This is a genomic window from Mycobacterium timonense (genome assembly GCF_025821985.1).
GTDB lineage: Bacteria > Actinomycetota > Actinomycetes > Mycobacteriales > Mycobacteriaceae > Mycobacterium > Mycobacterium avium.
Genome location: NZ_JACKSY010000026.1, coordinates 115,434 through 130,284 on the forward strand (window position 1 = coordinate 115,434; position 14,851 = coordinate 130,284).

Genomic DNA, 14,851 nt, shown 5'->3' on the forward strand with positions numbered 1-14,851 from the left:
GCCATGAGCGACTTCGACAACATCACCACCGCCGACGACGTCTTCAAGCTGGCCGCGCAGCGCACCGGCCTCAGCGAAATCGACTCCGACTCTTGGCGAGAGGGCCTGGCGCTGATCGTCGACGAGGTCAACACCTCGCCGGTCTTCACGCCGTTCGGGCGCCAGCGAGTCCTCGACGACGCCACCAACGCGCTGGGCCGGCGCCTACAGGTGCACGCCTACATCCAGGACCACCCCGAGGTGCTCGACGCGCCGGTCGAGCGGCCGCTCATCGTGCTCGGCATGCCGCGCACCGGCACCACGGTCATCAGTTACCTGCTCGACCAGGACCCGGCCCGGCGGTCGCTGCTGCACTGGCAGTGCGTGCATCCGGTCCCGCCGGCGAGCACCGAGACGCTGCGCACCGACCCGCGCTGCCTGGCCCTGCTGGACCAGCAGCGCAAGATCCTGGACGCCGTGACGCGGGCGAAAATGCCGCTGCCGCACTGGGAAGACGCCGACGGCCCGACCGAGGACATGTTCATCCACAACCAGGACTTCAAGGGCCTGTCCTGGGATTCCTTCCTGCCCACGGACCGCTACGCGCGGTGGCTGTTCGACGAAGCCGACATGAGCAGCACGTACGAGTACCAGAAGCGATACCTGCAGGTGCTGCAGTCCACCGCCCCGGGCAGCTGGAACCTGAAGATGCCGTCGCATTCGGTGCACATCGAGGCGCTGCTCAAGGTGTTCCCGGACGCCCGGCTGATCTGGGCCCACCGCGACCCGTACAAGGCGACCGGTTCGCTGTGCAACCTGTGGCGGCTGCCGCAGAGCCTGGTGATGAACACCGAGCTTCTCGATCAGACGGAGATGGGCCGGCTGGCGATGTGGCAGATGCGCTACCACGTCGACCGCCCGCTGCGGGCCCGCGAGCGCATCGGCGACGAGCGCTTCTTCCACATGTACTACCACGAGATGATGCGCGACCCGATGGACGTCATGCGGCGCATCTACGAGTGGGCCGACGAGCCGTTGACCGCCGAAACCGAAGCGCGCATGCGCAATTGGCTCGCTCACCACCCGCAGGACCGGTTCGCGCTCAACGCCTATCGCCTCGACGAATACGGCCTGACCGTCGAAGCGCTCCAGCCGATCTTCGCCGAATACCTCGACACCTTCGACATTGAACTGGAAGGCACGCCGTGAAAGCATCCGTGGTCACCGGCCCGGACCGGGCCGAGGTCATCGACGTCGAGCGCCCCGGTGTGGGCCCGCGCGACGTCCTGGTGCGGATGCGTGCCTGCGGCATCTGCGGTTCCGACGCGTTCTACATCAGCATCGGTGGCGTCCCGCCGCGGCAGGGACACACCCCGCTCGGGCACGAACCGGCCGGCGAGGTCGTCGGGGTCGGCGCCGAGGTGACCGGGCTGGCCGTCGGTGACCACGTCGTCATCAACCCGATGGCCGCGCCCAGCGGCATCATCGGCAACGGCGGAGCCAGCGGGGCGCTCGCCGACTACCTGCTGATCGAAAACGCCGTCCGCGGAACAAGTCTCGAGGTCATTCCGGACCACATCCCGTGGGAGGTGGCGGCGCTCAACGAACCGATGGCCGTCGCGCGCCACGGCGTCAACCGCTGTCAACCCCGACCCACGGACAAGGTCGTCGTCTTCGGCGCCGGCCCGATCGGGCTGGGCGCCACGCTGGCCTTCAAATCCCTCGGCGTGCAGCACATCGTGGTCATCGATCTGATTCCCGGGCGCCTGGACAAGGCAGTGCGGATCGGCGCCGACGCGGTCGTCAACTCCGCCGAAGAAGACGTGGCGGCGCGCCTGGTCGAGCTGCACGGCCCGGGCGAGAGCATGTTCCCCGGCAAGGCCGGCACCGACATCTACCTCGACGCTGCCGGCGCGCCGGCCGTCGTCAGCACCGCGCTGGCCGCCGCCAAGAAGGGCGCCACGTTGGGAATCGTTGGCGTGCACAAGGAACCGGTGCCCGTCGACCTGATCAACGTGATGAGCAACGAGATCACCATCGTCGGGAGCATGGGTTATCCGGACGAAATCTTCGAAGTGACCGGCGATCTGGTGAGGAACTGGGAGAAGTACGCGCTGATCGTCAGCCACACCATTCCGTTCGACCGCGTCGGCGAGGCGCTCGAACTGGCCCGTACTCCCGGCGCCGCCGACAAGGTCGTCGTCACCTTCTGCTGACCGGCCTACGAACGGGCGTTGCTAGGGGCCGGTGTATCCCGGTGGGTTGACGCCGTCCACCCAAAAGTCCACGCCTAGTTGGGATCCCGGCACGCAGTTGTACACCGACAGGTCGGTGACACCGGATTCCACCAGCACGTCCTCGCACAGCAGCATGTTGCCGGTGAACTCGCGGGCCGGCTTGTTGAGGATGACGTAGGCGGCGTCCGAATACACCTCGGGCTTGCGGGCCCGGCCCATCGCCTCGTCCCCGCCGAGCAGGTTCTGCACCGCGGCCGTCGCCACCAGCGTGCGCGGCCACAGCGTGTTCGAGGCGATGCCGGCCTCGCGCATCTCCTCGGCGATGCCCAACGCGCACAACGTCATACCGAATTTGGCCATCATGTAGGCCGTCGGCTTCAACCACTCCTTGCCGAGCAGCACCGGCGGCGACAGCGTCAGGATGTGCGGGTTCTCGCGGCCCTTCAGGTGCGGGATGCACGCCTGCGACACCGCGTAGGTGCCGCGCACCTGAATGCCGTTCATCAGGTCGAACCGCTTCATCGGCACCTCGGTGATGGGACCCAGGTTGATCGCCGAGGCGTTGTTGACGCAGATGTCGATACCGCCGAACTGCTCGACGGTCTTGGCGACGGCGGCCTCCACCGACTCCGGGTCGCGGACGTCGCCCACGATCGGCAACGCCTGCCCGCCCGCTTCCTCCAGCTCCTTGGCCGCCGTGTAGACCGTCCCCGGCAGCTTCGGGTGCGGCTCGGCCGTCTTGGCGATCAGCGCGATGTTGGCGCCGTCCTGGGCGGCGCGCTTGGCGATCGCCAGGCCGATTCCGCGACTGGCGCCGGAGATGAACATGGTCTTGCCATTCAGGGACATGGCGTCACACTAACGCCACGGCGGATCCGGTCCGATCGGGGTCTGATCGGGCCCGGAAAGCCGCGGGAAATGCGGCCGGAAACCGGCGGGAAATAGCCCGGTCGCGCGCACTGTTGATCCAATCGGTCTTTGGATCGGTATTGGGATCGGTCTTTGGTGCGGTGGGCCACACCCGGGCAGACACTGTCGGGGGCAGCCTTTAGATTGGGAGGAGCAGCGTGGTGTCAACGGCGACGAGCCTGTTAGGCGAGGAGCAGTTGGCTGGCTTCCTTGCGAGTCCGGGGGCGCTTTCGGTGCTTTCCGGTGACACCGCAGCAGAAGGGACCGGGTTTATCGAAATGGCCGATTCTCCAGATGGCCCAGACGGCGTGACCAGCCCGGAAGTCCCCGAGGCGCACGCAGAACCGGCGGCGCACGAAGAGACGCGCGAAGAGACCGACGCCGAATTGACGGCGCGGTTCGAGCGCGACGCGATTCCCCTGCTGGACCAGCTGTACGGCGGTGCGCTGCGGATGACGCGCAATCCGGCCGACGCCGAGGATTTGCTGCAGGAAACGATGGTGAAGGCCTACGCGGGGTTCCGCTCGTTTCGCGCCGGCACCAATCTCAAGGCGTGGCTCTACCGGATCCTGACCAACACCTACATCAACAGCTACCGCAAGAAGCAGCGCCAGCCCGCGGAGTATCCGACCGAGGAAATCACCGATTGGCAGCTGGCGTCGAATGCGGAGCATTCCTCGACCGGGCTGCGTTCGGCCGAGGTCGAGGCGCTGGAATCGCTGCCGGATTCCGAAATCAAAGACGCGCTGCAGGCTTTGCCGGAAGAATTCCGGATGGCGGTGTATTACGCCGATGTCGAGGGTTTCCCGTACAAGGAAATCGCCGAGATCATGGATACGCCGATTGGGACGGTAATGTCACGGCTGCACCGCGGCCGACGGCAGCTGCGTGGCCTGCTGGCCGACGTGGCCAAGGAGCGCGGTTTCAACCGCGGGCAGCAGACGCACGAGGAGGTGTCGTCATGAGTGAGTCATCCGGGCAAGGCGACGCCTTGTCCGAATCCTGCCCGAACGACGATTCCCACGGCGCCGTCGGCTGCGCGGAGGTGATCCGCCAGGTCTGGCTGCTGCTCGACGGCGAATGCGGCCCGGACACCCGGGAGCAACTGCGCCGGCACCTCGAGGCGTGTCCCGGCTGCTTCAAGCACTACGGGCTCGAGGAGCGGATCAAGGCGTTGATCGCCACGAAATGCAAGGGCGAGAAGGCCCCGGAGGGCTTGCGCGAGCGGCTGCGGTTGGAAATCCGGCGCACCACCATCATCCGGGGCACGCAGTAGCGTCCGTCAGGAGTTGGGCCGCTTGCCGTGGTTGGCCTTGCTGTGCTTGCGGTCGCGCTTCTTGCGGCCTCGTTTGGCCATCGGTCGAAAACCTCCGTCGATTGCTTGTCACACCGGCCGTCGCGCGCCGGTTGGCTTGCTGCCCAGTGTCTCACGAGCGCCGCCGCGCACCGACTTCGCCCTCGTCGGAGCCCTCGTCGGACCCCGGTGCGAGCCTTCGCCGGGACCCGTCGGGACCGGTGTGCCGCCGTCGCGGCCGGTGCTGTGGTTCGATGTAGGTGAGCCTGACGGGGCCTGATAGAACCGTGATGAACCAGCAGCCAGCCTGCGCAGAGGCCGAAAACGAGTGGGGTGAAGATGGCCGAGGATGTGCGCGCCGAGATCGTGGCCAGCGTGCTCGAAGTCGTTGTGAACGAGGGTGACCAGATCGGCAAGGGCGACACCCTGGTGCTGCTGGAGTCGATGAAGATGGAGATTCCCGTGCTGGCCGAAGTCGGTGGCACCGTCAGCAAGGTCAGCGTGTCGGTGGGTGACGTCATTCAGGCGGGCGACCTCATCGCGGTGATCAGCTAGCCCCGGGGAACCACTCGGGAGTTATTCGATGTCCACTCTCGGTGATCTGCTCGCCGAGCACACCATGCTGCCGGGCAACGCGGTCGACCACCTGCACGCGGTGGTCGGGGAGTGGCAGCTGCTGGCCGACCTGTCCTTCGCCGACTATCTGATGTGGGTGTGCCGCGACGACGGCATGCTGGTGTGCGTGGCGCAGTGCCGGCCGAACACGGCGCCGACCGTGCTGCAAACCGACGCGGTGGGCACCGTCGTGGCCTCCGAGCGGCTGACGCTGGTCGCCGAGACCTTCGCCTCCGGCGCCGCCAAAGCCGATGACGTTGCGGCCCAACAAGATTCGTGGTTGCCCGGCACTCACGTCGAGGCGTCCCCGGTGCGCTACGGCGGGCATGTGGTGGCGGTGCTGACCCGGCATCAGACCGCGGTGGCCGCCGACCGCGCGTCGGGCCAGCTGGAGATCGCCTACCGGGAGTGCGCCGCGGACCTCGTCCACATGCTCGCCGAGGGCACCTTTCCCGACGTGGGGGACGTGGCCATGTCGCGCTCCACCCCGCGCGCCGGCGACGGCTTCATCCGCCTCGACGTCAACGGCGTCGTCGCCTACGCCAGCCCCAACGCGCTGTCGGCCTACCACCGGATGGGGCTCACCACCGAGCTGGAGGGCCACAACCTCATCGAGATCACCCGGCCGCTGATCTCCGATTCGTTCGAGGCCCAGGAGATGGCCGAGCACGTCAAGGACCTGCTGGCCGGCGGCAAGAGCATGCGGATGGAGGTCGACGCGGGCGGGGCGACCGTGCTGCTGCGCACCCTGCCGCTGGTGGTCAACGGCGCCAGCGCCGGCGCGGCGGTGCTGATCCGCGACGTCACCGAGGTGAAGCGCCGCGACCGCGCGCTGATCTCCAAGGACGCCACCATCCGCGAGATCCACCACCGGGTCAAGAACAACCTGCAGACCGTGGCCGCGCTGTTGCGGCTGCAGGCCCGTCGCACGACGAACCCCGAGGGGCGCGAAGCCCTCATCGAGTCGGTGCGCCGGGTGTCGTCGATCGCGCTGGTGCACGACGCGCTGTCGATGTCGGTGGACGAACAGGTCAACCTCGACGAGGTGATCGACCGGATCCTGCCGATCATGAACGACGTGGCGTCGGTGGACCGCCCGATCCGGATCAACCGGGTCGGCGATCTGGGCGTGCTGGACTCCGACCGGGCCACGGCGCTGATCATGGTGATCACCGAGCTGGTGCAGAACGCGATCGAGCACGCCTTCGATCCGGCGGCCGCCGAGGGGTCGGTGACGATCCGCGCCGAACGCTCGGCCCGCTGGCTCGACGTCGTGGTGCACGACGACGGCCGCGGCCTGCCGGAGGGATTCAGCCTGGAGGCCTCCGACAGCCTCGGCCTGCAGATCGTCCGCACCCTGGTGTCGGCGGAGCTGGACGGCACGCTGGGGATGAGCGAAGCCTCCGAACGCGGCACCGACGTGGTGTTGCGGGTGCCGATCGGGCGCCGGACCAGGATGTTGCTGTAGCCGCGCGACCCGCACGCAAGAGTGCGGCCCCGACAATCGTCGAGGCCGCACCGTTTTGCGTTATCCGGGTTAAACCCCGCTGCGGGCCTTTGTCCGGGCGTTGCGACGCTTCAGGGCGCGCCGCTCGTCTTCGCTCATGCCGCCCCAGACGCCCGAGTCCTGGCCCGTGTTCAGGGCCCAACCGAGGCACTCTGTGGTCACCGGGCACCGATTACAGACCAGTTTCGCGTCAGCGATCTGCGCGAGCGCCGGGCCGCTGTTCCCCACCGGGAAAAACAGCTCCGGGTCCTCGTCGCGACAGACCGCCTTGTGGCGCCAATCCATACGTCTTTACTCCTTACTGAGTGCGCAGCAAGGCGCACGGCCATTTTCTTCGGCTGTTTAACGCGTGCAGAAGAAAAGGGGCCGTACCCCCACGAAATTTCTGCATGCAACCTTTTGATCGTTTCACAGGCTCAACAGATGTCAATAGTGTGAGTTCGCTCGTGGGCTATCTCACTTTGATCATCTCGTAGCCGAACCCTTACTCCGTTGTACTACACTGACGGGCCTCTTCGCCGAAACCCCGTTTTCCGGCCGCCCTGGGGCCGAGGTGTTGTAGCTGGTCAGAGACGTTTTTGCCGCGGCGGCGCGACGACCGCCAGCGCGTCCGGAACGGACTTGAACGTCATGGTTTCGCGCACGCCGAGGTAATCGCCGTCGAACTGGCAGGCGACGGGGCCGCCGGTCGAGGTAACTCGCAGGCAGGGCAGGTCGTCTTCGGTGATCAGTTGCTTGAAGTCGAAGGCGGGGCGTTTGGCGAACATCTGCCGGACGATCCGCAGGGTGGGAATCGGCTTGAGGGTGGTGGGCGCGAACACCCCCAGGCCGGATTCGAAGCTGCAGCCGGGGTTGGTCCACACCGGCCGCTCGTTGGCGAACGTCCACGGGCTCGAGTTCGACACGAACGCGAAGCTGACGCCGGTGATGGGTTCGCGGCCCGGCAGTTCCAGCGTCAGCATCGGTTCGCGGCGGGTGTAGCCCCACACGGCGGGCACCGCCGCGCGGATGTAGCGCCACGCGGTCACCTTGCCGCCCTTGTCGCGTTCGGCCTCGACGGCGGCCACCACCTCGGCGTCGACGCCCATGCCGGTGTTGAACACGGCCCACCGCTCGCCGCAGTCGATCAGCCCGATGCGGCGCCAGGTGTGGTGGCGCTGGTAGTCGTCGAGCAGTTGGATGAGCTGGTTGGTGGCCGCGACCGGGTCGCGGGAGATGCCCAGCGACCGCGCCAGCACGTTCGCGGAGCCGCCGGGGACCACCGCCACCGCCGGCACCGGTCCGGTCGGCAGCGATCCGGGACGGCCGAGCAGGCCGTTGACCACCCCGCTCACCGTGCCGTCACCGCCGTGCACGACGACCAGGTCGACGCCGTCGGCGAGCGCCTTCTGCGCGAGTTCGGTGCCGTGACCGCGGTGGTTGGTGTGCTCGACGGCGAGCTGCAGGCGGCTCTTCAGCGCGTGGGCCAGCAGATCGCGCCCGGCCGCGGTGGTCGAAGTCGCTGTTGGGTTGACGATCAGCACGGCCCGCATGAGCCACGAGCTTATGCGGTGCGACGATGCGCGCCGCAGCGCGGCGTGAGGAGGAGTGCCGCGATCGAACCGAGCGGTGCGACGATGCGCGCCGCAGCGCGGCGCGAGGAGGAGTGCCGCGATCGAACCGAGCGGTGCGACGATGCGCGCCGCAGCGCGGCGCGAGGAGGAGTCCGACGGGTGTCGTGGCTACGCTGACGCTGTGACGACGCCCGCCGCCCCGACCGCCGTTCGCCGTGCCGGCCTGATCGTCCTGCTGCAAGGGGTGGCCGCGCTGGTCGTGGCGGTGGTGCTGGTGGTGCGCGGGATCGCCGGCGCCGACCAGCATGTGGTCAACGGCCTGGCCACCGCGGGCTGGTTCGTGCTGGTCGGCGCCGCGGTGATCGGCGCGGGGCGCGCGTTGACCCGCGGCAAGCGGTGGGGCCGCGGGCTGGCGGTGATCACCCAGCTGCTGTTGTTGCCGGTCGCCTGGTATCTGGCGGTGGGGTCGCATCAGCCGGGCTTCGGGATCCCGGCCGGCGCGGTGGCCCTGGTCGTGCTGGGCTTGCTGTTCAGTCCGGCCGCGGTGCGCTGGGCCGCCGGCGGTCAGGACGACTCCGCCAGCTCCGCCAACCGCGGCCCGGACAGCCGGTAGGTGGTCCATTCCCGCTGCGGCCGGGCGCCGATCCCGTCGTAGAGGGCGATGGCGTCGGTGTTCCAGTTCAACACCGCCCAACTCAGCCGCGTGTAGCCCCGTCGCACGCACTCGGCGGCCAGCGCAGCCAGCAATGCCCGGGCCAGTCCGCGGCGGCGAAACCCCGGTCGTACGAACAGATCTTCCAGATAGATCCCCGCCACGCCGTCCCAGGTGGAGAAGTTGACGAACCACAGCGCCATCCCCGCGATCGTGCCGTCCACCTCGGCCACGTGCCCGTGCACCGTCGGGGCCGCATCGAAAAGCGCTGCGGCGAGCCGTGTTTCGGTGACCGTGCACTGATCGGCGGCGCGCTCGAATTCGGCCAGCGCATGGATCATTTCGGTGATGGCGGCGGCGTCGTGCGGTGCGGCGCGGCGGATTCGGTGGCTCATCGGACGTCCAGGGCGTTGAGTATGGTGGCGAATTTCGTTGTGGTTTCCGCGACTTCGTCGTCGGGATCGGATTCGGCGACGATACCGCCGCCGGCCCGCGCCAGCGCGCTGCGCCGGTCGGCCGACAACTGCGCGCAGCGGATGGACACCACCCAGCGGCCGTCGCCGCGGGCGTCACACCATCCCACCGCGCCGGCGTAGAAGCCGCGGTCGCCCTCCAGTTCGGCGATCAGCTCGACGGCGGCGTCGGTCGGCACCCCGCCGACCGCCGGTGTGGGGTGCAACGCCAGCGCCAAATCGATTGCGGTGGTTGACTTATCGCGCAGCCGCCCGCTGATCGGCGTGCACAGGTGCCACACCGTGGCGGTGCGGCTCAGCTGCGGTTGGGCCGCGATGGACAGGTCGTCGCACAGCGGCTCCAAGGCGGCCCTGATGGTCTCGATCACCAGCTGATGCTCGTGGCGGTTCTTGGCCGACGACGCCAGCGCGGCACCGTTGGCCGCGTCGGTGTCCGGATCGGCGGCACGCGGGGCCGACCCGGCGAACGGCCGGCACTCGACCCGGTCGCCGGTGCGCGCCACCAGAAGCTCGGGGCTGGCGCCCACCAGCGCCACGCCCGCATGGTCGTGGCCGGCGGCGCTGAGGTCGACGAGATAGCCGTACGCGCCCGGGTCTGCGGCGATCAGCCGGCGCAGGATGGTGCGGGCATCCAGCGGGGCGTCGGCGACCAGGTGCAGGGCGCGGGCCAGCACCACCTTGTGCAGCGGGTTGTCGGTTGCGGCGAGCTGCTCGCGGGCCCGGCAGATCCGGTCCCGGTAGTCGATCGGCGGGGGGAGGGCGGCGGCAACCCGCATCGACGGCAGCTTCCGGGCCGGCCAGTCCGGTGGGCCGTCGCTGACGCTCACGGTATCCGGGGTCAGCAGGGCGGCCGGTCGGCGCACGTCGAAAGGCAACGCGCCCAACACAATTGACACTTCTTGGGAGCGCAGCGCGGCCTGCGCGGCGGCCACGTCGCGGTAGCTTCGCCGCACGCCGTCGGCGACCAGGGTTTGCGTCGGCCCGCACAGCGCGAACGTCGGTTCGTCGTTCACGTCAACCCGAGCGCCCGCAGTTGCCGCACCCCGTGCTCGAATCCGCAGACCGCGATCGACGCGGTGATCATGGCGAAGCGGCTGCCTTCGGCGAGCGGCAATTCCACCCAGCGTGTCATCACCGCCCTGCAGAAGTGGCCGTGGCTGACGAAGACCACGTCGCGCGACTCCATCTGCCGCAGCGCCGCGGTGACGGCCGCATCGGCGCGCGCGCTGACCTGCGCGACGCTCTCGCCGCCCGGACAGCCGTGCGTCCACACCAGCCAGTCGGGCACCGACTGGCGGATCTGCTCAGTGGTCAGGCCCTCGTAGGAGCCGTAATCCCATTCCGCGAGCTGCTCGGACACCTCGTCGACGTTCAGCCCGGCCAGCTCCGCGGTGGCCAGCGAGCGTTGCCGCGGGCTGCTGATCACCAGTGGCTCAACGAGTTTCAGCTCGCTCAGCGCCCGGCCGGCGCGCTCGGCCTGCGTCCGGCCGGCCTCGGTCAGCTCCACCTCGGTGCGGCCGGTGTGCCGACCCGTTTTCGACCACTCGGTCTCGCCGTGGCGCAGCAGCACCAGACGGTGGTTGTGCAAGCCCATGTGCAGTGATTCTGCCGGACGACATGCTGGGGCCGCTGGGCCCAAGCGTCTGGCGGGCGAACATGCCAGGATGGCACTGTAAACGCGCGGCGATGAAAAGGGGCGGGCGCTGGTGAGTAAGACCCGGGTACTGGCGGTGGCCAACCAGAAGGGCGGCGTAGCCAAGACGACGACGGTCGCCTCGCTGGGCGCGGCGATGGTCGACGAGGGCAAGCGGGTGCTGCTGGTCGACCTCGACCCGCAGGGTTGCCTGACCTTCTCGCTGGGCCACGATCCCGACAAGCTGCCGGTGTCCGTGCACGAGGTGCTGCTCGGCGAGGTCGAGCCCAACGCCGCGCTGGTGGACACCGCGGAGGGAATGACGCTGCTGCCGGCCAACATCGACCTGGCCGGGGCCGAAGCGATGCTGCTGATGCGGGCCGGGCGCGAGTACGCGCTCAAGCGGGCGCTGGCCAAACTCGCCGACCGGTTCGACGTGGTGATCGTCGACTGTCCGCCGTCGCTGGGGGTGTTGACCCTCAACGGGCTGACCGCCGCCGACGAGGTCATCGTGCCGCTGCAGTGCGAGACGCTGGCGCATCGCGGGGTGGGGCAGTTCCTGCGCACGGTGGCCGACGTTCAGCAGATCACCAACCCGGACCTGCGGCTGCTGGGCGCCCTGCCGACGCTGTACGACTCGCGCACCACGCACACCCGCGACGTGCTCGTCGACGTCGCCGACCGCTACAGCCTGCCGGTGCTGGCCCCGCCGATTCCGCGCACCGTGCGGTTCGCCGAGGCCAGCGCCTCGGGGTCGTCGGTGATGGCCGGCCGCAAGAACAAGGGCGCGGCGGCCTACGGCGAACTGGCCGCGGCGCTGCTCAAGCACTGGAAGTCCGGCAAGCCGCTGCCCACGTTCACCGTCGAGGTCTAGCCTCGGCGCGCGGCCGAGTCGCTGGGCTTTGAGTGTGCGCTGACGGCGAGCCCGCTCGGCGTGTCGCCGCCGCAGATACACACGCAAGGCCAACGATTCACACTCGACGGCCCGAACCGAAGCGACGGCCCGAACCGAAGCGACGGCCCGAACCGAAGCGACGGCCCAGATCGCGATCAGCCCAGCGCGACCACGGTGTCGCCGCGCTGCTCGAACACCCGCGACCCGGACACGGCCGGCACCACCGCGGCCCCGGGTGGCGCGCCGCTGGTCGCCCGGTCCACCGGAATGTAGCGTTCGCTGGCGCCGCTGATCGGGTCGTAGACGCCGATCGCCCCGGTGACGGGCACCAGCAACCGGCCCGCCATCATCGCCCCCGGCCCCAGCGGCGCGGTCTTGTCCCCGGCGGCGATGGTGTAGCGCAGCGCCAAGGTGTTGACGTCGAAGACCATCAGCGAATCGCCGGTCCACCAGGTCATCACGCTGCCCGCGTGCGAGACCGCCGCCGACGGCGACGGCGGTCTGGGCAGCGGCGTGCTCGACACCGTCGTCCCGGTTTCGTCGATCACGTCGACCCGCGGCCGCGGCGCCGGCAGATACACCGCGGTGGTGGCCTCCCGGACGGCCAGCACCCGGGCGCCCGAATCCGGTGCGATGCCCGGCTCGGCCACGATGTGTTGCTGGGGCTCGTCGTCGTCCTTGCCGGGCCGCAGCAGCACCAGCCGCAGGTCGGCCTGATTCGCACAGCTCTCCAGCACCGAGACCGCCGACGAGCTGGCCGCGGCCGAGATCAGCCGGCAGCCCGAGTGCAGTCCGCGCGCCGACGGTTTCACCCGGGCGTCGGTCTCGCCGTAGGTGAGCATCCGCACCATGTCCGAGCGCCACAGCTCCATCCGGGTGTCGCCGACCGACAGCACGGTCATGCCGTCGGAGGACAGCCGCACCCGCGGGTCGGCGTAGCCGCTGCGGGCCGGCCCGCGGCGGCCGGTGGAACCGTCGAGGGTGCTCACCTGGCCGCAGCCACGGTCATCGCGGTACACCCCGACGGCGTAGCGGTACAACCAGGACAGTCCGCACAGGTCGGTGTCGCGGGCATAGCTCCAGCGGGACTGCCCGGTCGCGGGGTCGCGGCCGTCGATCCGCCGGCCCGCACCGGTGGCGACCACCCCACCCACCACCACCGGCTCGGTGGTGGCCGGGCTGGCCGCGGTCCACAGCTGTTTGAGGCTGGCCGGCACTTGCCGGGCGGGGCTCGGGTTGGGCGCCGGCACGGCCGCCGGGCGGCTGACGGTTGCCCGGGCGTCGCTGGTCCACCAGATCAGCGCGGCGGTCGCGGCGACGACGACGGCGATGGTCGCGGCGGCCACGATGTCGCCCCTGGTCCGCCGCTCGGGTCTGACCATGCGTCGGCGCCGGGGCGTTAGTTGCTCTGCGCGGTGGCGTCCGCGGGCTTGCGACGCCGGCGTCGGCGCCGGCTGGAGCCGGGGTTGCCCGGCGGGGAGCCGGCCGGTGCGTCCGCGGCCGCCTCGCCGTTGCTGCTCGCGGCGCCGGTGCCCGACGGGTGCCCGCTGACCGGCTGGCCGCCGCGGGTGCGTCGGCGCCGGGTGCCCGAGCGCCGCGTGGCTGTCTCCGACTTCTGATCCGGCTTTCCGGTCGCCCGCTCGGCGCTGCGGCGCGGGCCCTGCGGCTTGCGGGCGGCGCCCACCCGGCCCCCGGCACCGGCCGGGATGCCCAGCTCTTCGTACAGGTGCGGCGAATTGGAGTAGGTCTCGGCGGGCTCGGGAACGTCCAGCCCCAGCGCCTTGTCGATCAGCGCCCAGCGGGCCAGCTCGTCCCAGTCCACCAGGGTGACCGCGACCCCGGCCTTGCCGGCGCGGCCGGTGCGGCCGATGCGGTGCACGTAGGCCTGCTCGTCCTCGGGAATCTGGTAGTTGATGACATGCGTGACGTCGTCGATGTCGATGCCCCGGGCCGCCACGTCGGTGGCCACCAGAACGTCGATGTCGCCGGTCCGAAAGGCCTTGAGCGCCTTCTCCCGTGCCACCTGCCCCAGGTCCCCGTGCACCGCACCGACCTTGAAGCCGCGTTCGGCCAGCTCGTCGGCGACCTTCTGCGCGGTGCGCTTGGTGCGGGTGAAGATCATCGTGGCGCCGCGGCTCTCGGCCTGCAGCACCCGGCTGACCAGCTCCACCTTGTCCAGGGCGTGCGCCCGGTAGACGTACTGAACCGTGGTGTCGTGGGTGGCCGCCGAATGCGGCGCCTCGGCCCGGATGTGGGTGGGCTGGCTCATGAACGTGCGGGCCAGCGTGATGATCGGGTCCGGCATGGTCGCCGAGAACAGCATCGACTGCCGGTCGTCGGGGATCTGCCGCAGGATGCGCTCGATGTCGGGCAGGAAGCCCAGGTCGAGCATCTCGTCGGCCTCGTCGAGCACCAGCACGGACAGCCCGCCCAGCTGCAGGTGGCCCTGCTGCGCAAGGTCGAGCAGCCGGCCCGGGGTGCCCACCACGACGTCGGCGCCGGCGCGCAGCGCGTCGATCTGCGGTTCGTAGGGGCGGCCGCCGTAGATGGGCACCACCGACAACGGGCGGCCGCCGTCGGCGGTCAGGTGCTTGGCCGCCAGCGTGAGGTCATCGGTCACCTGCAGGCACAGTTCGCGGGTGGGCACCACGACCAGCGCGCGCGGGGTGCCGTTCAGCGCCCGCGGGGCGGTGCCGGCCGTGATGCGCTGCAGCAGCGGCACCCCGAAGGCGAAGGTCTTGCCCATGCCGGTGCGGGCCTGGCCGATCAGGTCGTCGCCGGCCAGCGCCAGCGGCAGGGTCAGTTCTTGGATCGCAAAAGGGTGTTGAATCCCTTTTTCGTCGAGCGCGCGGACGATTTCGTCGCGGACGCCGAGTTGAGCAAAAGTGAGTTCAGTTGTGCTGGAGGGTGTGGTCATGCGTGGGTAGATAGCCTCTCGGTGACGTATCGGATTGTGTCGGTGTTTCTCTGTTGCGGTCACGCGCGCACCAGTTCCGACTCCGAATACGTCGCCGAGTCGCCGGCTCCGGCTCGGGCTGGAGGAACCCAGTCCGGGCGGGCCAACTGTGCACGCACATTTCCCCGATGGTGGAAATAGAAGACAA

Annotated in this window: 17 protein-coding genes; 8 read left to right on the forward strand and 9 right to left on the reverse strand. The window is 69.5% G+C overall.

Annotation, left to right across the window (positions count from 1 at the left end; genetic code table 11):
• Positions 1–3 precede the first annotated feature (3 nt).
• Together H7I87_RS08790 and H7I87_RS08795 are read left to right on the forward strand one after the other, a co-directional pair.
• Positions 4–1,188 carry a sulfotransferase family protein gene (locus H7I87_RS08790; RefSeq protein WP_033727243.1) on the forward strand — a complete coding sequence of 395 codons (1,185 nt, stop codon included), beginning with the start codon at positions 4–6 and terminating at the stop codon, positions 1,186–1,188.
• Complete coding sequence (locus H7I87_RS08795) at positions 1,185–2,195, forward strand: zinc-dependent alcohol dehydrogenase (RefSeq protein WP_033727242.1); 1,011 nt, start codon at positions 1,185–1,187, stop codon at positions 2,193–2,195. Before H7I87_RS08790 ends, H7I87_RS08795 begins: the two co-directional genes overlap by 4 nt.
• Before the next feature lie 21 nt (positions 2,196–2,216).
• On the opposite strand, the gene H7I87_RS08800 is transcribed toward H7I87_RS08795, so the two are convergent.
• Positions 2,217–3,065 (reverse strand): SDR family oxidoreductase, encoded by an 849-nt coding sequence (locus tag H7I87_RS08800; RefSeq protein WP_011725923.1) that lies wholly within the window; start codon positions 3,063–3,065, stop codon positions 2,217–2,219.
• A gap of 218 nt (positions 3,066–3,283) precedes the next feature.
• On the opposite strand from H7I87_RS08800, the gene H7I87_RS08805 reads away from it, so the two are divergent.
• Positions 3,284–4,090, forward strand: coding sequence for a sigma-70 family RNA polymerase sigma factor (locus H7I87_RS08805; protein ID WP_011725922.1), 807 nt, complete (start codon positions 3,284–3,286; stop codon positions 4,088–4,090).
• The gene (rsrA, locus tag H7I87_RS08810) at positions 4,087–4,401 is read left to right on the forward strand and encodes a mycothiol system anti-sigma-R factor (protein WP_010949924.1); all 315 of its coding nucleotides are present in this window, start codon (positions 4,087–4,089) and stop codon (positions 4,399–4,401) included. The genes H7I87_RS08805 and rsrA overlap by 4 nt, the downstream gene beginning before the upstream one ends.
• A 6-nt stretch (positions 4,402–4,407) precedes the next feature.
• Here the strand turns inward: rsrA and H7I87_RS29150 are convergent, their stop codons facing one another.
• Entirely contained in the window at positions 4,408–4,482 is a 75-nt protein-coding gene (locus H7I87_RS29150; RefSeq protein WP_085976515.1) for a 50S ribosomal protein bL37, read from the reverse strand.
• Positions 4,483–4,758: 276 nt separating this feature from the next.
• On the opposite strand from H7I87_RS29150, the gene H7I87_RS08815 reads away from it, so the two are divergent.
• A complete protein-coding gene (locus H7I87_RS08815; RefSeq protein ID WP_003874604.1) occupies positions 4,759–4,974 on the forward strand; it encodes a biotin/lipoyl-binding carrier protein in 216 nt (71 codons plus the stop codon).
• 28 nt (positions 4,975–5,002) lie between these two features.
• Positions 5,003–6,502, forward strand: coding sequence for a sensor histidine kinase (locus H7I87_RS08820; RefSeq protein ID WP_011725921.1), 1,500 nt, complete (start codon positions 5,003–5,005; stop codon positions 6,500–6,502).
• A gap of 69 nt (positions 6,503–6,571) precedes the next feature.
• Here the strand turns inward: H7I87_RS08820 and whiB1 are convergent, their stop codons facing one another.
• Positions 6,572–6,826: a transcriptional regulator WhiB1 gene (whiB1, locus tag H7I87_RS08825; protein WP_003874607.1), complete on the reverse strand. Its 255-nt coding sequence runs from the start codon at positions 6,824–6,826 to the stop codon at positions 6,572–6,574.
• A gap of 281 nt (positions 6,827–7,107) precedes the next feature.
• Positions 7,108–8,073, reverse strand: a complete 966-nt coding sequence (locus H7I87_RS08830; RefSeq protein ID WP_003874608.1) for a diacylglycerol/lipid kinase family protein — start codon at positions 8,071–8,073, stop codon at positions 7,108–7,110.
• A 202-nt stretch (positions 8,074–8,275) separates the two neighbouring features.
• Here H7I87_RS08830 and H7I87_RS08835 point away from each other — a divergent pair, with 202 nt between their 5' ends.
• Complete coding sequence (locus tag H7I87_RS08835) at positions 8,276–8,707, forward strand: hypothetical protein (RefSeq protein WP_003878911.1); 432 nt, start codon at positions 8,276–8,278, stop codon at positions 8,705–8,707.
• On the opposite strand, the gene H7I87_RS08840 is transcribed toward H7I87_RS08835, so the two are convergent.
• The 3 genes from H7I87_RS08840 to H7I87_RS08850 are packed head-to-tail and all read right to left on the reverse strand — an operon-like array spanning position 8,659 to position 10,813.
• A complete protein-coding gene (locus H7I87_RS08840) occupies positions 8,659–9,141 on the reverse strand; it encodes a GNAT family N-acetyltransferase (RefSeq protein ID WP_019732606.1) in 483 nt (160 codons plus the stop codon). The genes H7I87_RS08835 and H7I87_RS08840 overlap by 49 nt on opposite strands.
• A complete protein-coding gene (locus H7I87_RS08845) occupies positions 9,138–10,232 on the reverse strand; it encodes an isochorismate synthase (protein WP_011725919.1) in 1,095 nt (364 codons plus the stop codon). The genes H7I87_RS08840 and H7I87_RS08845 overlap by 4 nt, the downstream gene beginning before the upstream one ends.
• The gene (locus H7I87_RS08850) at positions 10,229–10,813 is read right to left on the reverse strand and encodes an acid phosphatase (RefSeq protein ID WP_031348494.1); all 585 of its coding nucleotides are present in this window, start codon (positions 10,811–10,813) and stop codon (positions 10,229–10,231) included. Before H7I87_RS08850 ends, H7I87_RS08845 begins: the two co-directional genes overlap by 4 nt.
• Before the next feature lie 112 nt (positions 10,814–10,925).
• On the opposite strand from H7I87_RS08850, the gene H7I87_RS08855 reads away from it, so the two are divergent.
• On the forward strand, positions 10,926–11,726 hold the full coding sequence (locus H7I87_RS08855; RefSeq protein ID WP_003874613.1) for a ParA family protein: 801 nt from the start codon (positions 10,926–10,928) through the stop codon (positions 11,724–11,726).
• Between the two features lie 176 nt (positions 11,727–11,902).
• Here H7I87_RS08855 and H7I87_RS08860 read toward each other — a convergent pair whose 3' ends face one another.
• Positions 11,903–13,129, reverse strand: a complete 1,227-nt coding sequence (locus H7I87_RS08860) for an Rv3212 family protein (RefSeq protein ID WP_033718493.1) — start codon at positions 13,127–13,129, stop codon at positions 11,903–11,905.
• A 17-nt stretch (positions 13,130–13,146) separates the two neighbouring features.
• Positions 13,147–14,664, reverse strand: a complete 1,518-nt coding sequence (locus H7I87_RS08865; protein ID WP_063967177.1) for a DEAD/DEAH box helicase — start codon at positions 14,662–14,664, stop codon at positions 13,147–13,149.
• Between the last annotated feature and the right edge of the window lie 187 nt (positions 14,665–14,851).

Excerpts from the sequence above, each read along its gene's own strand:
- H7I87_RS08790 (WP_033727243.1), top strand. The coding sequence starts at position 4 with ATGAGCGACTTCGACAACATCACCACCGCCGACGACGTCTTCAAGCTG.
- H7I87_RS08815 (WP_003874604.1), top strand. The coding sequence starts at position 4,759 with ATGGCCGAGGATGTGCGCGCCGAGATCGTGGCCAGCGTGCTCGAAGTC.
- H7I87_RS08865 (WP_063967177.1), bottom strand. The coding sequence starts at position 14,664 with ATGACCACACCCTCCAGCACAACTGAACTCACTTTTGCTCAACTCGGC.
- H7I87_RS08820 (WP_011725921.1), top strand. The coding sequence starts at position 5,003 with ATGTCCACTCTCGGTGATCTGCTCGCCGAGCACACCATGCTGCCGGGC.
- H7I87_RS08830 (WP_003874608.1), bottom strand. The coding sequence starts at position 8,073 with ATGCGGGCCGTGCTGATCGTCAACCCAACAGCGACTTCGACCACCGCG.
- H7I87_RS08800 (WP_011725923.1), bottom strand. The coding sequence starts at position 3,065 with ATGTCCCTGAATGGCAAGACCATGTTCATCTCCGGCGCCAGTCGCGGA.
- rsrA (WP_010949924.1), top strand. The coding sequence starts at position 4,087 with ATGAGTGAGTCATCCGGGCAAGGCGACGCCTTGTCCGAATCCTGCCCG.
- H7I87_RS08860 (WP_033718493.1), bottom strand. The coding sequence starts at position 13,129 with ATGGTCAGACCCGAGCGGCGGACCAGGGGCGACATCGTGGCCGCCGCG.
- H7I87_RS08850 (WP_031348494.1), bottom strand. The coding sequence starts at position 10,813 with ATGGGCTTGCACAACCACCGTCTGGTGCTGCTGCGCCACGGCGAGACC.
- H7I87_RS08840 (WP_019732606.1), bottom strand. The coding sequence starts at position 9,141 with ATGAGCCACCGAATCCGCCGCGCCGCACCGCACGACGCCGCCGCCATC.
- whiB1 (WP_003874607.1), bottom strand. The coding sequence starts at position 6,826 with ATGGATTGGCGCCACAAGGCGGTCTGTCGCGACGAGGACCCGGAGCTG.